This window comes from Abyssisolibacter fermentans (assembly GCF_001559865.1).
In the GTDB taxonomy this organism is placed as follows: domain Bacteria; phylum Bacillota; class Clostridia; order Tissierellales; family MCWD3; genus Abyssisolibacter; species Abyssisolibacter fermentans.
Genome location: NZ_LOHE01000037.1, coordinates 116,216 through 141,696, shown reverse-complemented (window position 1 = coordinate 141,696; position 25,481 = coordinate 116,216). Strand labels below are relative to the sequence as shown.

General features: G+C 28.2%; 22 protein-coding genes. 4 read left to right on the top strand and 18 right to left on the bottom strand.

Annotated features, from left to right (window positions below):
* Positions 1-110: 110 nt before the first annotated feature.
* From AYC61_RS04280 to AYC61_RS04240, 9 genes are all read right to left on the bottom strand, one after another.
* The gene (locus tag AYC61_RS04280) at positions 111-1,730 is read right to left on the bottom strand and encodes an ABC transporter substrate-binding protein (protein WP_066497372.1); all 1,620 of its coding nucleotides are present in this window, start codon (positions 1,728-1,730) and stop codon (positions 111-113) included.
* Positions 1,731-1,777: 47 nt separating this feature from the next.
* On the bottom strand, positions 1,778-2,458 hold the full coding sequence (locus tag AYC61_RS04275; protein ID WP_162265433.1) for an AroM family protein: 681 nt from the start codon (positions 2,456-2,458) through the stop codon (positions 1,778-1,780).
* Positions 2,451-3,392: a DUF1177 domain-containing protein gene (locus AYC61_RS04270; protein WP_338026019.1), complete on the bottom strand. Its 942-nt coding sequence runs from the start codon at positions 3,390-3,392 to the stop codon at positions 2,451-2,453. The genes AYC61_RS04275 and AYC61_RS04270 overlap by 8 nt, the downstream gene beginning before the upstream one ends.
* Before the next feature lie 632 nt (positions 3,393-4,024).
* On the bottom strand, positions 4,025-5,005 hold the full coding sequence (locus AYC61_RS04265; RefSeq protein WP_066497364.1) for a tetratricopeptide repeat protein: 981 nt from the start codon (positions 5,003-5,005) through the stop codon (positions 4,025-4,027).
* Between the two features lie 365 nt (positions 5,006-5,370).
* Positions 5,371-6,936, bottom strand: coding sequence for a Na+/H+ antiporter NhaC family protein (locus AYC61_RS04260; protein ID WP_066497361.1), 1,566 nt, complete (start codon positions 6,934-6,936; stop codon positions 5,371-5,373).
* A 192-nt stretch (positions 6,937-7,128) separates the two neighbouring features.
* The gene (locus AYC61_RS04255; protein WP_066497359.1) at positions 7,129-7,497 is read right to left on the bottom strand and encodes a BlaI/MecI/CopY family transcriptional regulator; all 369 of its coding nucleotides are present in this window, start codon (positions 7,495-7,497) and stop codon (positions 7,129-7,131) included.
* A gap of 88 nt (positions 7,498-7,585) precedes the next feature.
* On the bottom strand, positions 7,586-8,017 hold the full coding sequence (locus AYC61_RS04250; protein WP_066497357.1) for a hypothetical protein: 432 nt from the start codon (positions 8,015-8,017) through the stop codon (positions 7,586-7,588).
* 648 nt (positions 8,018-8,665) lie between these two features.
* Positions 8,666-10,312, bottom strand: a complete 1,647-nt coding sequence (gene hcp, locus AYC61_RS04245; protein ID WP_066497355.1) for a hydroxylamine reductase — start codon at positions 10,310-10,312, stop codon at positions 8,666-8,668.
* A 193-nt stretch (positions 10,313-10,505) separates the two neighbouring features.
* A complete protein-coding gene (locus tag AYC61_RS04240) occupies positions 10,506-11,135 on the bottom strand; it encodes a DUF4085 family protein (protein WP_066497351.1) in 630 nt (209 codons plus the stop codon).
* A gap of 298 nt (positions 11,136-11,433) precedes the next feature.
* Here AYC61_RS04240 and AYC61_RS04235 point away from each other — a divergent pair, with 298 nt between their 5' ends.
* Positions 11,434-12,462 (top strand): branched-chain amino acid aminotransferase, encoded by a 1,029-nt coding sequence (locus AYC61_RS04235; protein WP_066497348.1) that lies wholly within the window; start codon positions 11,434-11,436, stop codon positions 12,460-12,462.
* A gap of 266 nt (positions 12,463-12,728) precedes the next feature.
* Here AYC61_RS04235 and tsaA read toward each other — a convergent pair whose 3' ends face one another.
* The 8 genes from tsaA to AYC61_RS04195 form a co-directional block, all read right to left on the bottom strand.
* Entirely contained in the window at positions 12,729-13,181 is a 453-nt protein-coding gene (gene tsaA / locus AYC61_RS04230) for a tRNA (N6-threonylcarbamoyladenosine(37)-N6)-methyltransferase TrmO (protein ID WP_242866735.1), read from the bottom strand.
* A gap of 37 nt (positions 13,182-13,218) precedes the next feature.
* A complete protein-coding gene (locus AYC61_RS04225) occupies positions 13,219-13,767 on the bottom strand; it encodes a hypothetical protein (RefSeq protein WP_066497346.1) in 549 nt (182 codons plus the stop codon).
* A gap of 187 nt (positions 13,768-13,954) precedes the next feature.
* A complete protein-coding gene (locus AYC61_RS04220; protein WP_082759774.1) occupies positions 13,955-14,725 on the bottom strand; it encodes a TerD family protein in 771 nt (256 codons plus the stop codon).
* A gap of 349 nt (positions 14,726-15,074) precedes the next feature.
* Entirely contained in the window at positions 15,075-15,935 is an 861-nt protein-coding gene (locus tag AYC61_RS04215) for an AIM24 family protein (protein ID WP_082759773.1), read from the bottom strand.
* A gap of 213 nt (positions 15,936-16,148) precedes the next feature.
* Positions 16,149-16,508 (bottom strand): MazG nucleotide pyrophosphohydrolase domain-containing protein, encoded by a 360-nt coding sequence (locus AYC61_RS04210; RefSeq protein ID WP_066497341.1) that lies wholly within the window; start codon positions 16,506-16,508, stop codon positions 16,149-16,151.
* A 491-nt stretch (positions 16,509-16,999) separates the two neighbouring features.
* The gene (locus AYC61_RS04205) at positions 17,000-17,770 is read right to left on the bottom strand and encodes a nitroreductase family protein (RefSeq protein ID WP_066497340.1); all 771 of its coding nucleotides are present in this window, start codon (positions 17,768-17,770) and stop codon (positions 17,000-17,002) included.
* 174 nt (positions 17,771-17,944) lie between these two features.
* The gene (locus AYC61_RS04200; RefSeq protein WP_066497339.1) at positions 17,945-18,166 is read right to left on the bottom strand and encodes a YdbC family protein; all 222 of its coding nucleotides are present in this window, start codon (positions 18,164-18,166) and stop codon (positions 17,945-17,947) included.
* Positions 18,167-18,405: 239 nt separating this feature from the next.
* Positions 18,406-18,639, bottom strand: coding sequence for a DUF2164 domain-containing protein (locus tag AYC61_RS04195; RefSeq protein WP_066497338.1), 234 nt, complete (start codon positions 18,637-18,639; stop codon positions 18,406-18,408).
* A 719-nt stretch (positions 18,640-19,358) separates the two neighbouring features.
* On the opposite strand from AYC61_RS04195, the gene AYC61_RS04190 reads away from it, so the two are divergent.
* Positions 19,359-21,212 (top strand): ABC transporter ATP-binding protein, encoded by a 1,854-nt coding sequence (locus AYC61_RS04190; RefSeq protein WP_066497332.1) that lies wholly within the window; start codon positions 19,359-19,361, stop codon positions 21,210-21,212.
* Positions 21,213-21,379: 167 nt separating this feature from the next.
* Here AYC61_RS04190 and AYC61_RS04185 read toward each other — a convergent pair whose 3' ends face one another.
* The gene (locus tag AYC61_RS04185; RefSeq protein WP_066497326.1) at positions 21,380-21,673 is read right to left on the bottom strand and encodes a hypothetical protein; all 294 of its coding nucleotides are present in this window, start codon (positions 21,671-21,673) and stop codon (positions 21,380-21,382) included.
* A gap of 401 nt (positions 21,674-22,074) precedes the next feature.
* On the opposite strand from AYC61_RS04185, the gene AYC61_RS04180 reads away from it, so the two are divergent.
* Together AYC61_RS04180 and AYC61_RS04175 are read left to right on the top strand one after the other, a co-directional pair.
* On the top strand, positions 22,075-25,014 hold the full coding sequence (locus tag AYC61_RS04180; RefSeq protein ID WP_066497325.1) for a sigma 54-interacting transcriptional regulator: 2,940 nt from the start codon (positions 22,075-22,077) through the stop codon (positions 25,012-25,014).
* Entirely contained in the window at positions 25,007-25,480 is a 474-nt protein-coding gene (locus AYC61_RS04175; RefSeq protein ID WP_066497323.1) for a PTS sugar transporter subunit IIA, read from the top strand. Before AYC61_RS04180 ends, AYC61_RS04175 begins: the two co-directional genes overlap by 8 nt.
* Position 25,481: the final 1 nt, after the last annotated feature.

Here is a 25,481-nt window from a genome sequence, read left to right as displayed (position 1 = left end):
TAGCAAATTTCAATGCCTTGAACTTCACTCATTTTGAAACAACCCATGGGAAGGCTCAAAAACATTTTGAACCGACCCCAATTTTTCCTTTCAATATGAAGCAAGCAAGCTTATTTATTTAACCAAACATTGACCTCTGAAGAAGTTAATGTTATTTGACTATCAGCTCTTAGATTAAAGCCTTGAACTCTATCAGTTAATCCATAAATAACTTTTTCATGTGAATAATTTATTCTAGAATATTCTTCTGTTATAAGCTTTAATGCTTGTTTATAATATTTTGCTCTTTCATTAGTTTCTGTAGCTTTTCCAGCTTCACCTAATAATCTATCTACCTCAGGATTATTAAATCCTTGACCATTTCCTAACGCTCCGATTTGTGAGCTGTGGAACATATAGTTTAAGAAGAAGTATGGATCTGGGTACCAAGTCCAAGACATACCGTACATTGGTGCTTTACCCTTTGATGCAATATCGCTAAAAGTACCCCATTCAACTTTTTTAATTTCAACATCAACATTGATGTTTTGTTTTAAGAAAGATTGAAGAATTGTAGCCATCTTAACTCTAGCTGGTTTATCAGCAACATATATTTGAGTTGTAAATCCATCTTCATATCCAGCTTCCTTCATAAGTTCTTTAGCTCTTTCTGGGTCATAGCTAGGAATTAGACTTTCTAAACTCTCATCATATCCCCATGATCCTGGAGGAAGTGCTAAATATCCACGCTCTGCTTCGTCAAATTTATAGATACCTTTTACCATCTGATCTATATCTATAGAACGTATTATAGCTTCACGTACTCTTTTATCTTTTGTTGGTCCTTCCATAAGGTTCATATATACATAACCTACATGTAATCCCGGAACTTCTTGTAATACTAATCCTTCAGCTGATTTAACTATTTCAACACTCTCACCTGATAAATCTGTAGCAACATCAATTTCTCCTGTTCTTAAAGCATTTGTCATCATGTTTCTATCAGATATAAATTTGAAAACAGCTCCATCTAAGTGAGGTTTTTCTCCCCAATAATTATCGCTTCTTTCTAGTACAACACTGTCATCATTATTCCACTGTACAACTTTAAAAGGTCCTGTACCTACTAAATTAAATCCAAAAGCTTCTTTCCAGCCTTCAACCTCTTCTTTAGGTACTATAACATTTCCTGAATCAGTTAGTACTGTTAAAAATGCAGAATTAGCTTCTTTTAAATAACACTTAACTTCAAAATCACTTACTACATCTACATGATCAAGCATACTTAATCTGTTCATAGCAGATTCTTTAGCAGAACGCTCTAAAGAATATTTGATATCATCAGCTTTCATTAATCTTCCATCTTGATATTTACCTTGTTGGAAATGTACATCATCTCTTAATTTAAATGTGTAAACTAATCCATCATCTGAAACATTCCACTCAGTAGCTAAATTAGGTACTAATTCACTTAAATCTTGCTTGTATTTAATTAAAGTATCAGCAACATTTGTGATAATATTTCCTTCATAAACTCCAGTATATTTAACTGGGTCAATTGATTTAGGTGTAGCTGATAAAGCTACTGTTATAGTTCCACCATCTTTAGGTTCACCCGGATTTTCATTTGCAGTTTGCTCTGAATTATTATCGCTTGGCTTGTCCTTAGGAACATCGTTAGTTTCACCACAACCAGCAAATAGTGCTAAACTCAAAACAATAACAAGCATTAAACTAATTATTCTTTTCATTATTTTTCCCCCTTATTTTTTGATATTTATTTTTACACTAATTTTAATTAGTATAATTCATTTAATATTCTTGCTATAAGTGTTCTTGGCAATATTACAGGCTTATTTGTAATATCTCTTACTATTTCTTTCATCTCTATAGAATAACCCATGCAATCCATGAAAATTATTCCTACTTCTTTATTATTAATGAACTCTTCAGAAGCTGCTTTGATTTGTTCTAAGTTCATATAAGGCGATGCTACTGTTGTAACTATATCTACTTTGTTTCTTTTCCACCTTGCAACAGTTTCTTTAACTTGATCTGTATTTGGTACAAAGACACCTATTTTTTTAGTTCGCTGAAGCTTTGAAGTGCAAGTATGCAATAATTCTTCAGGTTTTATTAATAACACATTATGCTTAAATTCTGGAAAATGACCTGTACATAGCAGTAGAATAACATCTATACCTTCTGCTTCTAGGTTGTCTATACATTTTTGTAGTAATGAAAGTATATGACTTTCTCCTATTTTCACCTGTCTGCCATCTCTTAACCTGCTGACTAATATACTATCATTTTCATCAGGTTTAAATTTTTCTAGAACTTCATCATATGTGAAATTATCAAGCGCTCCTTTTTCATAAATAACAAATTTTTCATCCAGTATATCTAATATATCAGCTGTAAAATCAACTCTAGGAGATTGTCCAATAGTTATTATTCCAAGTTTAACTTCTTTAGCCATCAATATCATTGCCTAGTGTTTGAAATTGATTCATTTTTCCATAAAGCTTAACTAACCTTTCAAATTCATTACTATCGTAAAATTCACATCTGCCTTCTCCAAAATCTTTTGCAACCTCTAAAACAAATCTTCCAGTCATTTCTACATCAACCAAATGAGTTGCACCTGTTGCACATCCTGCTACTGGTACTTCTGTAGTTATAGCAACTCCAACTACAGGAGCATTTGTAGAAGTTGTAGGTTGTAAAATACTATTCAAATGATATACATCATTACCATAAGGAGTTATATCTTGCTGACATAATGGGAATACATATGGTAATCTACCAGTAGTTCTCATCATAATATCTAATAAAGTATCGCTAGTTTTCAATATATATCCCTCTTTAACAGTTGGAGATATTGCAAAACCTCTAGTATTTATTACCCTATTACCTTTTGTAGTATCAACTGACAAAATTACATCCATTTCATCAACTACCTCTAGCTTATTCATAACATCCATAGTCACTGGTGAATCCATAAATGGAACAGGTTTGTGATCTAATGTTGGAGCATCTGGACAAATGTGAGTAGTAATAATCACATCTCCTTTTAGTACATCTCCATTTTTCTTCATTTTTGAAAGTTTTAGAGCTACAGATAGTGCTGTTAATGCTCCATCACCGTCAGAAACAAAGCCTGTCATCTCAGGTCTAGCTCCTAAACCTCCAAGTCTACCTATTACTCCCATTGTTGGTACACTACCTCCTGAGCTTTTACCTTCTTTACCTTTAATAATAATTTTAATAAAATCAGTACTTCCTTTATCACTACCTACAGTTTCAACAATTACTTCGTCAGCTCCATTTTCTTTCAAAATTTCAGCTACCTCAGCCCCATTAGCATCTGGTTTATCTAATAGTTCATACATGTCTATTACTTGTTTTAACATTATTTTGTCAACTCCTTACGCTTTATTAGTTTATTGATTTATATTATTAAAGTGTCCTTATATAACTAGCACCATTTCGATCATTAATTTTAAAATATTCATCTCTAATATAGCTAATGATGTCGATTTATGTCTTATTTTAGGTTATTTTTAATATTAAATTATATTATATTATAAAAATTAATAATTGAAAAGTAAATTTGCAAAGTTATAAATGTTTTTTTGAATTAGTTGTGCTTAATAATAATACATGTGTCTATAATACTAAAACACTTTTAATATATTTTCAACACTTTCTATTCATTTACCTTTGTTCATTTTAACATTATTTCTTTTTATTTGTGTACTTTTTGCACACTGCGCATTCTTTAACACCTAATTATTAATATTAATTCTTTATAGTATTATTATTCAAACCATAAGATTTAAACAAAGTATATTTATACTCATTATATGTAAATTTATACTTTATGCGTTGTATTTTTATTAATTTGTTTCTAGTTGTAGGCAATCCACATCAAATAAAAATTCGGATTCTCAGCAAAAAAAAACGCTAATACGCGTTTTTTACAAATATATACCGACATTCGATTACGATTAATTGTTCTACATTTGTTTATTATAATTTTTTTTCACACATTTATAATATCATAAAATTTATTAAAAAACTTAAGATTATTTAAAGCTTTATCATCATAAGCAATTCTTTTATATTTGTTATCAATTTCTATTGCTTTTTTAAGACAATGAAAAGCTTTTTCCTTATATCTAAAATAAGCAAACACTCTACTTTTTTGATAATATGCATCAGCATATTTAGGATTTAACTTTATACATTTATCAAATGTGTTTAATGCTTCTGTAAATTCTCCTAGATAACATAGTGTATTACCCTTAGCTACATATACCCACGGTATCTCTTTATTAATTCTTAAGATTTCATTATATGCTTTCAATCTTAATTCATAATTATGTGTCATCAAATAACATTCTCCTAAATAAGAATATGCATGAGTATCTTTTGGGACAAGCTCTAGATATTTATTAAAACATAATATTGCTTTTTCATAAGCTTTACTATAAAAATAAGCTATCCCTTTGCCATAAATACTATATATCAAATCTGATTCAATTCTCAATGCCCTATCATAATAATCTATCGCTTTTTCATATTTTTTTAATCCTAAATAAGAATTCCCTAAATTATTCAATGCATAGTAATCATCTGTATCTTGCTTTAAAACTTCATCTAAATTTTCAATCGCTTTTTCAAACTCCATAATTTTATTATAAGCCCAGCCTAAGTTGTTTAATACTACAACTGTACTAGGATTTATATCTAAAGCTTTTTTAAAATATATAATAGCCTCGCTTGCTTTGTCCATTAACATCAATGTATATCCTATTTGATTTAATAACAAAACATTTTCATCATATTGGTTAAGTCTATTTTTTAAGTATATTATAGCTTTTTCATACTCTTTTGAGTCATATAATTTATTTAATTTTTTCATATCCATCAATTCATCTTTGATTTTCTTTCTACAATTATAACTTTTCAAGAACATACATATTAACATTACTATAGTAAAAGTTAAATAAAAACCCTTCATAAAATTCCTCCTCTTCGTATAATATGAAATTATTTGTAGAAGAAAACTTATAAAATCATTATAGATGGATAAATAAATATTTCTTATTACTTAGAGGTTTCTTTTAGATAGGATAACAAGCTTAATATAACAAACTTTTTATAGAACTGATTCCAATAGAAGTTTTTTTCATAGAACGGTAAATTAGACATTCTAAGTTGAGTAAAATATCAACTCAAAACATAAATATTAAATCCCTCTCATGTAAATTTTATCATAGTATTGATAAAAAATCCAGCTTTGTAAGCTGGATTTTTTTGAATAATTAGTGATATTTTTTTAGATCAATTTATTTGATTGTATATGAGTAATCGGAATTTTTTATGTTAGTATTTTCTTTTAGTTTTACTATCTATATTATATTTTTTACTATAATAACTAGATAAAACGTTCATCAACACATATAGTAAAATAATTCCCAATGGTATTAAGTAATAAATTGAAACACCCACAAAACTATATAAACTATACATGACGAGTGCTACAAAAGCAGCTGTTAATGCATATGGAATTTGTGTAGATACGTGATCAATATGATCAGCTCCAGAGAAAATTGAAGCTAATACTGTTGTATCAGATATGGGTGAACAATGATCTCCAAATATAGCCCCTGAAAATACTATACCTGCAATGGAAACAGCTGTTACAGCATCACCAGTCAATTTATATGTAAGTGGAATTGCTATAGGAGTAAGTATAGTCATAGTACCCCATGATGTTCCAGTTGAAAATGATATCAACATTCCTAAAATAAAAATAATTACTGGTATAAAACCAAATGATATAGCACCTCCTAATTTTGATACTATATAATCTGCTAATTTCATATCTCCTGTAACTCCTCCCAAAGACCATGCCAACACAAGTATAACACATGCAAGTAACATAAGTTTAAGACCATCTAAAAAAGTATCCATAGTCTCTTTTATATCCATCACTCTTAGAGCCATTAATATACCAACTAAAGTCATTGCAAAAGATCCCCAAAGCAAAGCTAGTGCTGGGTCTGAAGCTCCTAATACATCTGTCAGATTATTCCCACCAGCTCTACCTGTCCACCAAAACCCAAATAATGTAACTGCAACTAATGCTATAATAGGTGCAAAGAATGTAAATAAACTAGATTTAACATCTTTTGGTTCACCAAGTTCATAACTAACATCCATCATAGGACTGGCACCTTCATTAACTATTTTACCTGTTGTAATTGCCCGATTTTCAGCTTTAAGCATTGGACCATAATCTTTACCGCTAATAACCAACATTCCGACAAATATAACAGCAAATATACAATAAAGGTTATATGGAATACTCATAAGGTAACCTTGAAATGCTGAAACTTCAGTTATTCCAGCTACATCCATCCCTGTTTGCACCATAGATATCTGAAACGCTATCCAATCAGAAATAAAAAATGTTGCAACAGGGGCTGCTGTTGAATCTAATATATAAGATAATCTTTCTGATGAAATATTATACTCTTCACAAACATCTCTAAAAACATTTCCAACAATAGCAGCATTTACATAATCATTAAAAAAAACTATTATTCCTAACAACCATGCTCCTATACCAGCAGATTTTCTTGATTTTATTTTACTCTTTGCCCAATTTGTTAAAGCTCTACTTCCTCCAAGTTTCCATATGAACGCTACACCAGCTCCCATTAACAAATTAAATAATAAAAGCTTCGCATTCCAATCATCTGTCAATGAAAGCACAATCTTATCTAATGAATATGCTATACCACCAAATGGATTTCCTCTAGCTATTATGATCCCTCCGGCAAAGATACCTAAAAAAAGTGAAACTAGAACTCTTTTTGTTAAAAAGCTTAAAACAATTGCAACTAGTGGTGGAACAATTGCTAAAATGCCATAATCAACTTCCATATTTGCCCTCCTTAGAAGTTTTATTGTTTTACTATAAATCTATTTAGTAGTAGTTAGTATGTTATTATATTTACACACTTGTTTGATAATCTTAAGCTTCTTTTTACTGAAATTATTTCTATTATATTTGTACCCAGTTTAAAGTATAAAAATATCCCCCAATATATCCCAGGGAGTTATTTTTATAATATCTTATTTATTAAGCAACATTTTTTTAAGCTCATTTATTTCATTCTCAGTTAAACTTTCATTTTTTATGAAATCTGAAACTAATAAAATAAATGAACCATTATATATCTTTTTTACAAATAATTCTGTCTCGGATTTTTTATATTCATTTTTAGTTATTGTAGGATAATACTCTTTTTGTTTATATCCATTTAAAACTCTTAATACATTTTTCTTAACTAATCTGCTTATAAACGTATGTATTGTTTTTCTACTCCAATCACTTTGACATTTTAATCTATTGATAATTTCAGTTGAATTAAGAGGTGCTTCTTTCCATAGTATCTTCATTATTTCCAATTCTGAATTAGATATCCTATTTGACTCTTTCATAAATCCACCTTCCTACAGATGTAATCTTATATGCTGCATTTATATATTACCCCCGTAGTATATATTTGTCAACTAAAACTCTAACAAATTAAAGCATAGTTTTTGCACACTCTTCAATATTTATATCTAATTTTCTAAGTTCTTCTATTTCTAAAGGATTTAGCTTAACTACTATATCTACAATATTTTCTATATATAGTATTATTCTGTCTTCAACATATAACTGAAAATCCCAAAAAATCGTACAACCTCCATCATATAATGGTTGTTGTAACATTAATATTTTTTCTTTTATATCATCACTTAATTCACCGCTTAATACTATTTTCTCCTTTATTCTGTCTATTTCATTGATTAGCTTTAAGCTTTTTATTTCCTTCAAAAACCAATTTCCAACATTTTCATTAAACTGTAATTTAAAATAATCTGCTTTATTCAAACAGTATTCAAAAATTTGCTGCCATTTTCCTAAACTAATATTACCAATATAAAACAATTTATATTCTTGTTGTTTTGCCATTTGAAGTCCTCCATATTTACATATATCATAAAAACTACTTATGAATTTTTTATATAAATATCAATAATTTTTCTATAATAATACAATTTTACTTAATATAATACATAGTATATAGCTTATAAATAAGTAAATCAAAGGTGCATCTTGGAGTGTTTTACTTTTATTTTCTTTATTATTTTTATATGTAATATATGGTTTTTTAAAGTAGATAAAAGATAAAATGTTGTTAGTTTTTAATATAATTTTTAAAAAATAAGCAGCATATGCTGCGTTAATATTGATTCTCTATACTATCTATTTATTTTATAGCTATTTATAAGCTAAATCTACTTTTCTTCTACGGCTCTAAAAGCTTTTTTCTTCTGAATTTATAAAAATATTAAGATTACAAGCTCTTTTAGCACTCTTCAAAGAAACCTTATAGAAGTTCTAGTTACTTATTGGTTATAATTTTTTAAGCTTATATCTAGGGACAATTTTTAAGTAATCTTATAATCTATCTAATAAACATTTAGCTACACTTACTTCAAGGGTTGACCATCTATTAATATTTTTTTAAACTCTTATTACAAAAGTATAAACTTTCCTAAATATAAAAAAAGTCATAAATGCTCTGACTTTTTTTATATACTATTGATTTTTCAACTTCTATCCTAATATGACTTTTAAATCTTCATCAGGAGTTGAAATTGGTTTAATATCAAATTTATCTATTAGTATCTGTAAGACGTTTGGCGAAATAAACGCTGGTAATGTTGGTCCTAAATATATATTTTTAATCCCTAATGAAAGTAAAGTTATTAATATACATACGGCTTTTTGTTCATACCAAGAAAGAATCAAAGACAACGGTAAATCATTTACTGTACATTCAAAAGCATCTCCTAAAGCTAACGCTATCTTTATAGCTGAATATGAATCGTTGCATTGCCCTATATCAAGCAATCTTGGCAAATCACCTATACTACCAAAATCCATCTTATTAAATCTATATTTACCACATGCAAGTGTCAAAATAACAGTATCTTTAGGCGTTTTCTGTGCAAATTCTGTATAATAATTTCTTCCCGGCCTAGCTCCATCACAACCACCAATTAAAAAGAAATGCTTTATAGCCCCTGTTTTGACAGCATCTATTACTTTGTCAGCAACTCCTAAAACAGTATTATGACCAAACCCAACAAGTATTTTCTTTTCAGGCTCATCTTCTGACCATCCGCCTAATTGAAGTGCTTTTTCTATCACTGGTGTAAAATCTTTTTTATCATTTACTTCGCTTAAATGCTGTATCTCTGGATAACCAACTATACTAGTTGTGTATATTCTATCTTTATATGAATCACGTGGCTTTTGCAAACAGTTTGTTGTCATAAGGATAGCACCTGGTATACCATCAAATTCTTTTTGTTGATCTTGCCAAGCACCACCAAAATTACCTACTAAATGTTTATATTTTTTCAATTCTGGATAACCATGAGCTGGTAACATTTCACCATGAGTATATATGTTAACACCTTTTCCCTCTGTTTGCTCCAATAAATTTTTTAAATCTCTTAAATCATGTCCAGACACAACTATAAACGGTCCCTTCTTTATAGTTATTGTTACTTCTGTAGGAATTGGATTACCATAAGAAGTCGTATTCGCTTCATCTAGTAATCTCATACATTCTAAATTGACCTTACCAAATTCCATATTAATATTAAACAAATCATCAACTGTTAAATTATCATCAATAACAGCATTAAATCCCTTGAAAAAGAATTCATTTACCTCTTTAGATATAAATCCAAGAATATGAGCATGATGAGCATAAGCACCCATACCCTTCATACCATATATGAGCATTTCTCTTAAAGAACGAATATCTGGATCAAGCTCTTGATCGTACATTATTCCTGCTTTCTTTGAGTCCATAAGCATAGATTCTTTAGTTTCAGGTAACTTGTATGAAGCTTCCTGCGGAATATTTCCTTCAATATTACCAGCTAACTCTCTTAATATTTCTTTTAACTCCTGTGCTTTTTTAAGGTATATTACAAATCTTTCAGAATCAAAATTTACATTTGTCAATGTAGAAAAAGACGCATCAGCAACAAATTTACATATTTCTTCATCTATTTCATATCCTTTTTTTAGTATCTTGTCTCCATAAAAACCCATTCCTTTTAATTGATATACCAGCAAATCTTGTAACGCAGCAACTTCGGCATTCTTCCCACAATTGCCTGCTTTAGTACAACCCTTTGCACCTATTGTCTGCTCGCATTGATAACAAAACATAGAATCTATCAAAAAAACACCTCCATTAGTTATTGCAAATATAATATTATACTTCCCATAAACTTGAACATATATATATCTTTGGTTTATATTTTTTTAAAAGCTTTGTATCGCTAATCAATAGATGCAAAAGATAAAAACTTCAGGTTCTCTGCTATTAAAAAGTTCGTCTTCTTTATTATAAAGAAAACGAACTTTTATAGCTTTATAGCATATCAACATTATCAGCAATTATATGTATTTCTCCTTCATCTAATAAAATTCTATATTCAAATTGACCTATGTTTGATAAGTGTATTTCAGAGAATATACATCTTTTATTGTGATAGTTTTCTGGAATATTAACGTTTTTTATGTCACCGAAAATAATGTTAACATTATCCTTTTCATTATCTTTACTATAACTACATCCTCCATTTAACACTAAAGCTACTTCATTGTTTTTCTTTTTTACATTAGTAAGTTTAAAATCATGTATATTTTTAATAGCTAATTTTTGGACATTATTAGAAAGTTTTGATTTTATATTATTATAATGTTTGTTGTATTCCCTACATATACGTATCCATTCAAACTTAAGTTTGTATTGAAAGTTCATCATTGCAATACAAAATTCATCTGAAGGTGCACCATCATAATAAAGCTCTCCTTTATTATCAACATAGTCTAATAATCCTGGAATAAACCTAATTATATTTTCAAAGTTTTTATATATTTCATCTTTTATATCTATCCCATACTTTTGTTTATAATCAAGTGCTTCTTTCCTGCTGTCAAAAATAGCTATGCTTGTCAAACATAATTTTTTATACAAATCTCTTGTTAAAAATTTCATATTTTCCTCCATAATTGATTATAATATATTATATAATTAATGACACATATTATATTTTATCAGTTAAATTGAGATAAACAATATTATACTCATTTTATTACAAAAACTTATACTATTTATTTCTTATGTTTCATTTTGTATCCATTATTAAAGAAATGCATAATAATCAAAACTAGCTATTTCAACTTTTATCTAAATATTATATTTTTTCAGACTATTCAAAGATTTTTCTTGATACTTACAATATTATCTTATAATATATTATTGAATATAATAATATTTTTTTGGAGGGGATAACATGACAAAAGAAGTAAATATTGACTGGAGTAACCTTTCATTTAGCTACATGAAAACAGATCTTAGATATATATCAAAATGGAAGGATGGAAAATGGGATGATGGTCAGCTAGTTGAAGATAATAAACTTTCAATAAGTGAAGCTTCAACAGCTCTTCATTATGGTCAGCAATGCTTTGAAGGTTTAAAAGCATATCGTACTAAAGAAAATAAAATACAATTATTCAGACCTGATGAAAACGCAAAGCGTATGCAAAGAAGTTGCGATACATTATTAATGCCTAAGTTTCCTGTTGAAAGATTCGTTGATGCATGTAAACAAGTTGTTAAAGCTAACGAAGCTTATGTACCACCATATGGAACTGGAGCAACTTTATATCTAAGACCTTTCATGATAGGTGTTGGAGATAACGTTGGTGTTAAACCTGCTCCCGAATACATTTTCTGTTTATTCTGTGTACCAGTTGGTCCTTATTTTAAAGGTGGCATGACTCCTGTTAATTTTATCATATCAGAAAATTTTGATAGAGCTGCACCTTATGGAACTGGTGGCGTTAAAGTAGGTGGAAACTATGCAGCAAGCTTAGTAGCTCACAAAAATGCAGTTGATAAAGGTTTTGCAGACTGTATTTACTTAGATCCAAAAACTCATACAAAAATAGAAGAAGTAGGTGCTGCAAACTTCTTTGGTATAACACATGATAACAAATTTATAACTCCTATATCAGATTCCATACTTCCTAGTATAACAAAATATTCTTTATTACATATAGCTAAGGAATATTTAAATATGGAAACTATAGAAGGTGATGTATATATTGATGAAATAGATCAATTTAAAGAAGCAGGTGCTTGTGGAACAGCAGCAGTTATTACTCCAATAGGAGGAATACAGCACAAAGATAAACTCCACGTATTTTATAGCGAAACTGAAGTTGGTCCTATTACTAAGAAATTATATGATACTTTATATGGAATACAATTTGGAGATGTAAAAGCTCCTGAGGGTTGGATATTTGAAGTAGAATAGCACTGTTAATAAACCAGAGTATTGATTTACTCTGGTTTATATTATTTAGGCAGAATTTTACGATTTTATGTAATTGCTTACTCATATAAAAAAAATAAAAGCCGTTTGTATCGACAAAAACTGTTTCTTTTGTAAATAATTATATTTTTAAACTTAATGAGAATATGAAAAACTTCAGATAAATTTATACTTTATCTGAAGTAAATAATTTATATATTCTATTTTATTCCTCTAATGTTAAATTTCAAAATTATATTTCATCATTATCAGATAAGTTGTAAAATATTTTCATTACAAACATCTACATTCGGATTAAGCTTTTGCTCATAAGGTTTTATGTCTATAATAGGTGTTTGATCTAACATGTCAACTCCTTGAATTTCTAATCTATTATTTTTTATACTATTTAACTTAACTATTGAAATTCCAATTTTGTTTGGACGTTTTGGTGATCTAGTTGCAAAAACACCCTTTATCTCATCACTCCAAGGAGTTGATGTCAATAGTTTATACTCCTTTGATTTATGAAAATAAAACAGCACAACTATGTGTGAATGTTTTTCTAAACCTTTTAGTCCCTCTTTATATTCTTCTTTTATCTCTATTGTAGCTGTTTTTTTAGAAGCAAATACACTTTGTCTTGGGAGCTCTTCAATATTCTTATATGGAGAATGAATATAACCAATTAGATTGATTTCAAAATTTTTCGTGATTATCACCCTTTGCTATTTTATAATATTATTTTTATATGTTTCTTTAATTAATATTAGAATTTAATATATATTCTATCTTTTTAAATACATTATATGATTCTCTTGAAAAATTAATTTCAAACAAGCCAACGCTAATTCCAAAACTATCTTTTTGCAAATAACTATCTTTAAATAATACTTCTATTTCTTTTAGTTTTTGATATTCTGAATAAGTAAGAATATGACCTTCTTCTTTTGATATTATATCAAATATTAAATCCATCATATCATAAAGACAATCTGATATTTCTTCTATTTCCTTATCAATTGCTTTTTTCTTACGGTTATATTTATTTAATGATCTCCAAATGTCACGAGCTCCATTATGTATTTCAATTAAATAATGACATTGCTCTTTGCTTAATAAAACTTTTTCTCCTTCATTAACAATAATTTCTTCATCCAACTTAATAACTATATTTCTCAAATTACCCATTTCACTAATTATACTTCTCTCTATAGATTTTATAAAAATTTGAAAGTCTAACGTTACATACATTGCCAAAACTAATACAATAGATATTATACAAATCTTTTTTATATTTAATTTCATAATATCACCTCTTATTAATAAAATTAGACTTTCTGTAAATATAATTTGTACTATAGTAATTATATCACATATCGATATTAAACTTATAGTTAGCATTGTATAGCATTAACCTTTATTTCCTACAAAAAAAAGTTGCCTCATAATATTATAAGACAACTTTTTTGTCATGTTTAAATCTAATAAGAATTTATTCAGCTGTAACTCCGTATTCACCGCATAATGCTACTAATCCTTGTGTATATCCTGAGCCAACCGCTCTAAATTTCCACTCATTATTATGTTTATACAATTCACCTACAACTAAAGCTGTTTCCACAGAATAATCTTCAGATAAATCATATCTCATAAATTCAGATCCTGAATTTGCATCAATTATTCTAGCAAAAGCATTATCAACCATACCAAAATTTTGTCCTCTAGCTTCAGCTTCATTTATAGTTATACAGAAAGCTATTTTTTCAATAGCTGGTGGTATTTTAGTTAAATCTATTTGTACAGATTCATCGTCACCCGCTCCAGCTCCTGTTCTATTATCTCCACTTAAAACTATAGAACCTTCTGGTATCTGCTTGTTATTATAGAATACGAAATCATTTGTATCTCTAACTTTTCCGTCTGCTTTTAATGCAAATGTAAATACATCTAAATCAAAAGCCGCTTGACCATCATATTTATTAGTATCCCAACCAAGTCCTACTTTTACTACAGATAAAGGTCCATTTACTCCAACACTTGCTGCACTTTTAGCTAGTGAAACCTTCTGTCCTTTCTTTAGAGATACAACATTTGAAGGCTTCGCTGGTGCTTGTGCTGGTACTGATTGTTGGGGTTGCGCACCACCTATTCCACCACCTATACCTCCTCCTAGGCCTCCTAAACCTTGAGAAGGTTGTTGCTGTTGTTGCTGATTATTAACATTGCCAGTATTTAAACCGCCTAAACCACCACTAATACTCATTTTTATTACCTCCTGTTAAATCATTTATTAGTTATAAAACTACCAATATAGTCACTAGGGAACCATCTAATGTTTCTTTGAAAGCGTGACTTCAAGAGTTCGTTTCTTCAACACTTCTAAGTAGAGAACCAAAATCTACGATTTTGAGTGAATCACTTACTGCTAGGAACGCAGTGAATAGTGAGTTTCTTATTTATTTTAAAACGAGCTCTTGCCCAGCCGTCAAAGATTATACACATATTGAAAAAGCTATATGATAACGTATAGAGATGGTTTCCCTCACCAAAAACTACGAGCTAAACAATAAAGGTTATCTACATTTTTAAGTTTGTAATTTACAACTATTTAATTAATCAAAAAATCTACCAAGCGTTTGACCTATATTACCAAGTGGATTTGAACCATTATTTCCTTGATTATTGCCACCACCAAAAGCCTGACCTATGTTATTCATAGTATCACTCATATTGTTTCTAGAATTTTGATAAGAGCTTCCTTGACCTTGTGCTCTACCACCAGAATCAATTGAAACATCTAAGCCAGATTTCCTTTCAGATGGTTGTAATACAACTGATTGTCCCTGATTTTTAAAATTAAACATGTAAGACTCGCCAGATGTTTGACCAATTATAGTTTTCCAGTTTACATCCATTTTTAATCCTGGATCTGGACCAGTCCAACATATAATAGCGTCTGGATCAACTCTACAAGGACTTTGTAATACTATTGCATTACCTTCAGTTATAATTGCTACATGACCTATCTCTCCAGAATTATTTTGAAAATTAGTTGTAAAAAGACCTTTTTGTGATAAAACTCCTGCTCCTATAAATCTTACACCATATTTAAGATTTCCTGAAAACGCCAAAATATTCTCCGATTCTACACCAACAGATTCACCTGGTTGAAGTGGAACTATTTTTACGTTTTTACCTTCCCACGCAAATATAACTAAGCCTTGTCCTGAAACCTTCATAATTTCCATATTTTCACCAGTAAGTCTTCTTGAAACTTGATTAACTATACCTCTTACCAAGCCACCACCATTTGGATCTAATAGTACCTTTTCATATTTAAATTGTCCTTGATCAGCTACCATAGCTCCTTTTTTTGCAAATACTACACCATTACCCTGAGCAACACATGAAAATGCTGGCGTTTGATCAGTAGCACCAGTTAATTTTTCGTAAGTTTCTAATTTAAATCCCATATAAAATACCTCCCCTAACTTTAGAATAATATTATAATAATTTTATATTATTCTATATAATAATAAATTTTCAAAACAAAGAATTTAATTAAAAAATATATTTCTAAGAAACTTTCTTATTTAGAGTTACAAAATTAAAAATAATGTTTAACATTATTAATTTGCATATTAATTAATTTAATTATAATATAAATTATGTTACAAATCAACTATTTATATTTGATACGTTTTATATTCTTTTTCATAATTTCTATTCATGTTTTTTTCATATTTCTTAATATAAATCTCAGAAAATTCTTCAGCAGTAATCTTAAGCCTATTTAAAACATCCATATAATACATTAGTACATCACCCATTTCTTCAATAAATCTTTCTCTTATTATTTTGTCTTCCATTATGCTGTCTGTTCCTTTTTTCTTAATGATAGCTATAACTTCTCCTAATTCTTCTACCAAATATAACAAAAAGTCTTTACTATAACTAGGTTCCATAGGAGACCAATTTTCTTTATTTTGTTCCCAAAGCAACTGTGAAAGTTTTAACATTTCTTCGATATTTAAATTTTTATTCATTGTTCCCTCCAATTAATACTAAAAATTTTTTTATATTTGCTTTTTAATATAAGTAAATTTAATGATTTTCAACAGGTTTCTCGCCATATTATATATAAATTCTACCTAATTGTTTATAAAACCTTTTAATATACTCATAATCTGTTCTTTCATGACAACAATATTCTATTATTTTCGTTAAAGATTTTGTATAAATAATATTACATGAACTTATGGTTTAATGTAGGAATACCTTTAGATTTTGTAGACAAAGTAATGGATATGTTATTAAGTGGAGTGGCAACTGGTGGAAGTATGATTCTAGATGATGGATTATAGAATTTTTTATTTAAGTCAAACGCAAAAAAAAATAGATTCCTACTCAGCCTTCGTATGAGTAAGCGATTCATACCAAATCGCATAAGGTGTGAATCGCTTGAAATAAAGATTTTAACTCCTTATTTAAATAGAAGGTTATAACTATTGCTGCTAACCTATATTTTATAAGCTTATTAATTAAAATTTATACTCAAAACATAATCTAATCCTTCAGTTTTCATATTATCTCTTGAGATTATTTCTGGTTTAAATCCTTGTTCTTTAGAACCTTTAATTATATGTCTTATTGCTATTCCCATATCTATTTTATTTAGTTGATGCAAAGAACTATTAGTTATTGTATTTCCTTTTTTCATATAGATATGCCAAGTATTATTATCTACATGAATCCTCCAAGGCTGTGAATTTAATGACGATGGAGCCATCTTAACTATATCCATAATTGTCATAAGCTCCTTTTTAATCTCACCTTTAAATACAATATCGTCCTTATGTAATCTCTTTTTAATTTTACTTACTTCATTATCATCAGGATATCCAAAAGCTATCAATATGACAAATTCATATCCATCTTTAAAATTTACTTCTTTGTAAAGCTTATCATAACTTACTGGGCTCCCAACCCAACAAGTACCTATTCCTAATTTGGTAAATTCTAATATGATTTCTTCTCCAATATATCCAATATTATATAGGTATCCTTCCTTTTTTTGTGAAGATAGGACTAAATAATATGGTGCTTTAACTTCGCCAATAAAATCTGTTACCATTCTATAAGAACTCATAATATTATCAGTACTATCAATTAATTTTATATCAACACCAATATTATCATAAAGCTTACAAGTATTGTTAATTAGATCATATACTTTTCCATAGTGTTCTATTTCTAAAGGTACAAAGCTATACGATCTAACAGAATGCCTTTCTTTATAAACATTCATTAAATTTCCTCCTACATTTTATTAATAAATTATTACTGCCCTAAACTCTTGCTAATACAATAAGATTACCAATACAGTTACTAAAGTGCTTTCAGATATTTCATCAAAAGCTTCCCTTATGTACATATAGCATAGTAGCTCAGATATGTATCCTTTATTAAATAGTTTAAATAGTTATATATCTAATTCATTCAAAATATCTCTAAGTTTTACCAAATCCTCTTTTGATAATGTAATACCTTTACCCATTTTCTCATGATTCTTTGACCAATCTCTTAAATCATATTTTGGACTTCTTCCATTCCAGCTTATTAAATTCAACTCTTTTGTCCAACCACTGCTAGATTCAGATAATACACCCATCTCTTTAATTATTTCATATTTAAATTCAGCCATAAAATTTACCTCCTAATATAATATTTCATTATTTAGTTGCAAAACACTAAACTACTGACCAAGTTTCCCAAAAACAGTTGTAAAATATACCAATATAGTTACTAGGAAACCGTCAAAGATTATGAGATGGTTCCCCTCACACAAAACTTATAAGCTAAACAATTAATCTCATCTACACATTATATTTTAATTTTTGTTTTACAACTATCTATAATATTTCACATATTTTTTAACATTCACTATTTATAAATTTGTATAGAATAAATATCTTCAAGCTTTTCGCTCAAAAATTTATATGAATCAGCTACGCCAATATTATAAAACTCAGGTGCTAATTCCTCTATAAAAAAATCTAAGATAAAACCAGCTGCTAAATCTCCTAAATCTTCATCTCTTTCTTCTGAAAAATAATATTTAATAGATTTGATCATATCTTCTCGTTTATCTTTATTAACTTTAAATCTATCCTTCATTTTACCACCTCACCATATAATAATACATTATATTTATCTATAGTCGTAGCCTTTTTCCATAAGTAACTTAAAGTTAATTTTATCATACTTTATTACATACTGTAAATATTTGTTTACACATAAAATGATGTAATAAATTTAATTTCATTGCCACATTTTTATAACAAATAAAAACCACAGATGTATAATCTGTGGCTAATAATATATCTCTTGTAATTTGCTTTCCTCAGCTTCTCTAAGGCTTCATTATTATTAGATGTTATATTACCTATTATATATATTTTATCTTTTGATGTATTCATACTATTAAAATGAAAACAAACCCATTATTAAGTATTTTAAATCCACTCCTCTATATGGTCTGTTCCATCAAGATGACAGTATATACTATAAATAAATTTATTTTTCTTATGTATTTATTGATACATTATTACATTACTATATTTTCCTTTGAATATCAATTTTTCGTGTATTGATTACAAAATCTTAATAGCATGTACTTTTTTACTATTTAATTACTATTTTAGTGTTTTACGATAGTTGCAATTTATAATATTTACTTCTGCTTGCTTTATTTCATTTTTTATTGTTAGCTATATATATGTATTATCCTATATTTGATAGAGTTTTAATTTTTTATATGCAATAAATAAATATTGACATATAACTCAGTATGTTGTAAATTTATATTAACTAATCAATTGTAAAGGAGGCAACTTATGACAAAACCAGATTTTACTACTGAAGATTTAAATATAAAAAAAATATTTAGTTCATTTAAATACTGGCCCAGAATTTTAAAACTTCTTTGGAAGTGTAATTATAAATATCTTATAATAATATTACTACTCAGTATATTAATTGGTATAATGCCTGTAATTAATATTGATGCAACTAGAAATTTAATAAATGTTGTTCAAAAAAATGGTAACAATCAAAATGAAGTAATTGATGCTTTTATTTTTTTGATTATCATTTCTGTCTTAACGAATTTGATTTCTTTGGCAAAAAACTATTTTGAAGGATTATTTCAAAATATAATGACTTATGATATTAAAAGTAAAATTATTGACAAAGCAAAAAAATTGTCACTAGCTGATTTTGAAAATCCTGAAGTTTATGATAAATTACAACGGGCTCAAAATGAAGCAGGATATAGACCTTTTTCAGCATTTACATCAATATTAACAATAATAAGTGGTATTATAACTCTTATTTCATCTGCAACACTTATATTTATATGGAAATGGTGGGCAGCACTTATTCTTATAATAGTTCCTTCATTTTCTACTATCAGTTTATTAAAGCAAGGTCAAAGAGAGTTTTTAATGCATTGGAAGAGAGCACCAAAACACAGGAAATCTTGGTATTTAGAATATTTACTCACTAGAGATACAACTATTAAAGAAATAAAACTATATAACTTAGGAGAGTACCTTGTTAAAAAATATAAAATCTTTTTTAAGAATTTTTATAAAGAAGATAAAAGACTAGCAAAAAAACGATTTTCATTAACTCTTATTTTTAATTTAATCAATGAACTTGCTGTAAGTTTAATTATTGGGCTTATAATTTATAGTACTTTCATAGGTAAACTTTTTATAGGTGATTTATATGCATTTTTAAGTAGCACAAAATTAGTACAAACTAACTCTCAATCAGTTTTAAATACTATGTTCCGTATGTATCAAAGCAATCTATACATAAAACAATTATTTGACTTTTTTGATTTACCAATAAAAGATACTAACAAATTATCTTCAAATGAATTATTAGATGAAGTAAAAGAAATAGAATTTAGAAATGTTTCTTTTAAATATCCTAGTAAAGATGTGTATGTTTTGAGAAATTTGAACTTTAAATTATTTGCTGGAGAAAAAATAGCGATAGTCGGTGAAAATGGTTCAGGTAAAACTACTTTTATAAAGCTATTAAGTAGATTGTATGACTCATATGAAGGAGAAATATTAATAAACGGAATATCTATTAAAAAATTTAATTTAAATTATATTAGAAGTAAGATGTCTATAGTATTACAGGATTTTGTTAAATACGAGATGACTGCTAGAGAAAATATTGGTTTTGGAGATCTAAAGTCATTAGATAATGATAAAGAAATATTGAATTCTGCTAAACGTTCTGGAATAGATGAATTTATTACAAAGCTACCTAAATCAATAGACAGCCAATTAGGTGTATGGTTTGATGAAGGAACTCAACTTTCTGGAGGTCAATGGCAAAAGATTGCTCTATCAAGAGCTTTCATCAGAAATTCAGATGTCTATATCCTTGACGAACCAAGTTCAGCTCTAGACCCTCTATCTGAAAAAGACATCTTTGATAAATTCTTTGAATTATGTGAAAATAAAATAGGTATATTTACATCTCATAGATTTTCTACAGTAAGATTTGCAAATAAAATTCTAGTGTTTAATAAAGGAAAATTAATAGAACAGGGAACACACGAAGAACTTATCGAAATAAATGGATATTATTCTAAATTATATAATATTCAAGCAACTCCTTTTGAAAATAACATTAAAAAAAATACTAGCGATGAATATTGCATATAATCATTCTTTTAAATATCACGAAATTTTATGAACTCTACCTAAACTTATAGGATGAGGGCTTTCTCTTTTAAAATTAAATATCTTATCTAAAATAAATAGTAAACTAATTATGAGCAGAGAACTTAAATTAAAGTCCCCTGTTCATTTTTTTACACTAAATTAATCTTCTATCTAAAAAAATAGTACAAAGCTATTGCTAATAACCCGAATACAAGAACAGTATCTATTACTCTAGTCTTTTTATCTTTCTTATTTTCTAAAGCAGCATTATAGTCTAAATAGTATTTGTTATCTTTAGCTTCAAGTATAATACCTCTATTTAATAAATTTTCAAACATTTTATCTTCAGCAATACCAATATCTTTTATTAAAACTGCTGTTTTTTCATTTAAAGCTTCATTGTTAATAAATGCATATACATATTTCCTTTGTATTTTTATCTTTCTTCGAGTTAAGCTCATAAAATCATCTCCCTATAAATAATCCTATATTTTAGCTTTACATCTATTATTTGTATTTCAATAATATTAGTATAGCATATATTATTAATCAAAAGAAGTAGGAGCACTTGCTTTAATTATAGTTTATCTATACCTCCTCTTTGAAATATCTTTTTTCAAATTTCCTTAGCAAAGAAATATTTTTTTTGTGATTTTGCTTTTGAATAAAATAAAACAATTTTAGGTATAGAATTTTTTTTGTGGTGCAAAATGTTGATAACAGTTTTAGAACTGGATCAATATGTTATTATATTTCAAAGTAGATTATTGAATATTCAAAAATAATGGCTAGATGACAAGGTTTCACAATTCGAACCAAAAAATTGGCACTGAACTTGCAAATAATTAAGGTGGGTGAAAAAATGAAAGATAAAATCTTAAAAATAATTGAAACTGAAGACAAAAAAAATCCTTTAACAGATAATGAAATAGCTCAAAAACTAAATATTAATAGAAGTGAAGTTGTCAAACTAAGACACGAATTAAATATTCAAGATTCAAGAGAAAGAAGAAAAGAACTCTTGTTAAAGTATATTAAAAGGATAGTAGCTAATAACCCTAATATTTCTGAAAGAGTTCTAACTAATCAACTAAATGATGAAAAATTCAAAATTTCTAGAAGAGCAGTTTCACAACTATTAAAATTGTCAAAATTTTCAGTTAATGATGAATGTATTGTTCAAAAGAATCTAAAAAAAACCAATAAACAAAATGAAGTCCAGCAAACATCTTTTGCTGAATTAGTAGGAGCTTATGGAAGCTTAAAACCTAAAGTAGAATTAGCAAAAGCTGCAGTTTTATATCCTCCTAATGGTTTACATACTTTAATATGTGGACCTACAGGAGTTGGTAAAAGTGAACTTGCGGAATGTATGTACAATTTTGCTATTGAATCATCTGCAAAAGATAAAGATGCCCCATTTATAGTTTTTAACTGTGCTGATTATGCGGAAAACCCTCAGCTTTTATTAGCTCAATTATTTGGATATATGAAGGGTGCATATACTGGTGCAGAAAGCGAAAAGGAAGGTATTGTTGAAAAAGCAGATGGAGGAATATTGTTTTTAGATGAAATTCATAGGCTTCCTCCTGAAGGTCAGGAAATTTTATTTTATCTTATTGATAAAGGTAAGTTTAGAAGGTTGGGAGAAACTGCTTCATTGAGAGAAGTAAAAATTATGATTATTGGAGCTACAACAGAAGATATAGAATCATCATTATTAGGTACATTTAGAAGAAGAATTCCTATGACAATAAAATTACCATCTTTAGATAAACGACCTTTGCAAGAAAGATATAAGATAATAGAAAAATTCTTTAAGGGAGAAGCTACAAGAATTAATACCAGAATAGTGGTTTCAAATGAAGTATTAGTGGCACTTCTATTATATGATGCAAGAGGTAATGTAGGTCAACTTAGATCTGATATTCAAGTAGCATGTGCAAGAGGATTTCTGAAATATATAGCTCAAAAGAATGAAGCTATAGAAATTGATATACCAGATTTACCAAGTCATGTTGCTAGAGGATTATTAAATATCAATGAAAAAAGAGACTCAATATCTAGTATTGTTGATGGTAACTTAGAGATATATCCTTCTTCTACACAAAAAATAAATACTATAAAAGATACAGCTTATATGTTACCAGAAGATATTTATAAGGAGATTGAATATAAATACCAAAAATACGAAAACCAAGGAATTGATATTCAAATAATCAACAGGATTATTGGAGATGAATTGGAAACTAAAGTACAACAATTAGTTAAACAAATACGGTATAACAAAAGAAATCTAATAAGACAAGACTTACAAAAGATAGTTGGCGAAAAAATAATTAGTGCTGTAGATATAATGCTAAATAAAGCAAAAAAAGAGCTTAACAATATTGATGACAGCTTATTCTACTGTTTAGCAACTCACTTATCAGCAGCTTATGAGAGAATACTTCAAAATAAACAAATTGTTAATCCACAGCTTAAAAGAATCAAGGATAAATATCCAAAAGAGTATGCCATTGCAGATAATATGGCTGAGTTAGCAGGCTTTCATTTAAAGGTGAATTTTCCAAAAGACGAAGTAGCTTTTTTAGCCATGTACCTTAAAGCTTATTCAAAGGACAATTATTTAGAAGAAAACCATGTTGGAGTTGTCATTTTAACTCATGGACACGTAGCAGAAGGTATGGTTAATGTTGCAAATAGACTTCTAGGTGAAGAACATGCAAAAGCTATAGAAATGTCTTTAGATGAATCACCTAAAAAAGCATTACTCAGAGCTGAAGAAGCTGTAAAACAAGTTGATAGAGGAAAAGGAGTATTATTCTTAGTGGACATGGGTTCATTGGTTAGTTTCGCAAATCTAATTTCAGAAAAAACAAACATACCAATTAGAACTATACCCAGAGTTGATACTTTAATGGTTATTGAAGCCTCAAGGAAAGCTGTTTTACCTGATGCTGATTTAAATGAATTAGCAGATTCAATTGAAATGGATAAGTTTGGCCATATACAACTCAAATATAATGAATACAGCAAAAACCAAGATGATGTCATAATTAGTTTATGCTTGACAGGAGAAGGAGCTGCTAAGGTTGCATCTGACCTGATATTGAAGTATTTCCCTGAGATTAATGGTAACGTTGAACTTATCAATATTGGTATATTAACAAATGATGATTTTATAACTGTAATTAGAGATATTATGAAAAGAAAAAATGTATTAGCTATTGTAGGTACAATAAATCCTAAAATACCTGAAGTTCCTTATATATCAATGCGTAAACTTATTAAGGAAAATGGAGCATTAAAATTAAAGAAAATAATCGAAAGTAAAAATAAAATTAAAATTTCTTACGTAGATTCTTCAAAGAAAACTTCATTGAAGGAATTAATAAGAGAAGACTTAATAATGATTAACCCTGATATAAAAACTAAAAAAGAAGTTTTGGCTCAAATAACTGAAATAATGGAGAAAAAGGGTTATGTTACAGATAAATTTTTAGTTTCCATACACCAAAGAGAGATTCTGGCACCTACAGTTATCAATGGTAATATAGCTATTCCCCATGGAAATACTGATTATGTAATAAAGCAGTGTATAGGAATAGTAACACTAAACAAACCGATTGAATGGTGTGAAGGTTTCAAAGTAGATTTGATTTTTATGTTAGCGTTAAATACCTACAGTAAAGATAAATTTAAAAAACTATATAAAATACTAAACGACGAAAACATTATAAAAAAAATCAAAGCATCTAAAAGTGCAAAACAACTAAAGGAGGTAATTACAGATGACTAACGGTTTTAAACTTGACAGCGAAGTAGTAAAAACTCAGCTTGAAGTAAAAACAAAAGAAGAGGTATTTACTCAGATGGCAAACTTGCTAAAAAATGCAGGATACGTAAAAGAAAGTTATTTAGATGGAATTATAAAAAGAGAGGAACTTTTTCCAACAGGATTACCCACAGGAAAAATCGGTGTAGCTATTCCTCATACTGATGTGGAGCATGTTAATAAGCCAATGATTGCAGCTGCTACATTAAAAGAACCAGTAAAATTCAGAATTATGGGAGGTAGTGAAGAAGATATCATAGATGTAAAAATAGTTTTCTTACTTGCTATGAAGGATGGAAATGCTCAACTTGAATTATTAAAAAATATAATGAGTATAATACAAAATGATGATTTATTAGATGAAATTGCATCAGTTGAAAATGAAAACACATTGCTTACATTGCTTGAAAATAGAATTAATATAAATTAAC

Coding starts and splice junctions, on each gene's coding strand:
- AYC61_RS04280 (WP_066497372.1), bottom strand. CDS start 1,730: ATGAAAAGAATAATTAGTTTAATGCTTGTTATTGTTTTGAGTTTAGCA.
- AYC61_RS04185 (WP_066497326.1), bottom strand. CDS start 21,673: ATGAGCTTAACTCGAAGAAAGATAAAAATACAAAGGAAATATGTATAT.
- AYC61_RS04205 (WP_066497340.1), bottom strand. CDS start 17,770: ATGAATGTTTATAAAGAAAGGCATTCTGTTAGATCGTATAGCTTTGTA.
- AYC61_RS04250 (WP_066497357.1), bottom strand. CDS start 8,017: ATGGCAAAACAACAAGAATATAAATTGTTTTATATTGGTAATATTAGT.
- AYC61_RS04215 (WP_082759773.1), bottom strand. CDS start 15,935: ATGGGATTTAAATTAGAAACTTACGAAAAATTAACTGGTGCTACTGAT.
- AYC61_RS04175 (WP_066497323.1), top strand. CDS start 25,007: ATGACTAACGGTTTTAAACTTGACAGCGAAGTAGTAAAAACTCAGCTT.
- AYC61_RS04235 (WP_066497348.1), top strand. CDS start 11,434: ATGACAAAAGAAGTAAATATTGACTGGAGTAACCTTTCATTTAGCTAC.
- AYC61_RS04275 (WP_162265433.1), bottom strand. CDS start 2,458: ATGGCTAAAGAAGTTAAACTTGGAATAATAACTATTGGACAATCTCCT.
- AYC61_RS04190 (WP_066497332.1), top strand. CDS start 19,359: ATGACAAAACCAGATTTTACTACTGAAGATTTAAATATAAAAAAAATA.
- AYC61_RS04255 (WP_066497359.1), bottom strand. CDS start 7,497: ATGAAAGAGTCAAATAGGATATCTAATTCAGAATTGGAAATAATGAAG.
- AYC61_RS04195 (WP_066497338.1), bottom strand. CDS start 18,639: ATGAAGGATAGATTTAAAGTTAATAAAGATAAACGAGAAGATATGATC.
- AYC61_RS04220 (WP_082759774.1), bottom strand. CDS start 14,725: ATGAGTATTAGTGGTGGTTTAGGCGGTTTAAATACTGGCAATGTTAAT.
- AYC61_RS04240 (WP_066497351.1), bottom strand. CDS start 11,135: ATGAAATTTTTAACAAGAGATTTGTATAAAAAATTATGTTTGACAAGC.
- AYC61_RS04180 (WP_066497325.1), top strand. CDS start 22,075: ATGAAAGATAAAATCTTAAAAATAATTGAAACTGAAGACAAAAAAAAT.
- AYC61_RS04200 (WP_066497339.1), bottom strand. CDS start 18,166: ATGGCTGAATTTAAATATGAAATAATTAAAGAGATGGGTGTATTATCT.
- AYC61_RS04270 (WP_338026019.1), bottom strand. CDS start 3,392: ATGTTAAAACAAGTAATAGACATGTATGAACTATTAGATAAACCAGAT.
- AYC61_RS04265 (WP_066497364.1), bottom strand. CDS start 5,005: ATGAAGGGTTTTTATTTAACTTTTACTATAGTAATGTTAATATGTATG.
- AYC61_RS04260 (WP_066497361.1), bottom strand. CDS start 6,936: ATGGAAGTTGATTATGGCATTTTAGCAATTGTTCCACCACTAGTTGCA.
- AYC61_RS04225 (WP_066497346.1), bottom strand. CDS start 13,767: ATGAAATTAAATATAAAAAAGATTTGTATAATATCTATTGTATTAGTT.
- AYC61_RS04210 (WP_066497341.1), bottom strand. CDS start 16,508: ATGAATAAAAATTTAAATATCGAAGAAATGTTAAAACTTTCACAGTTG.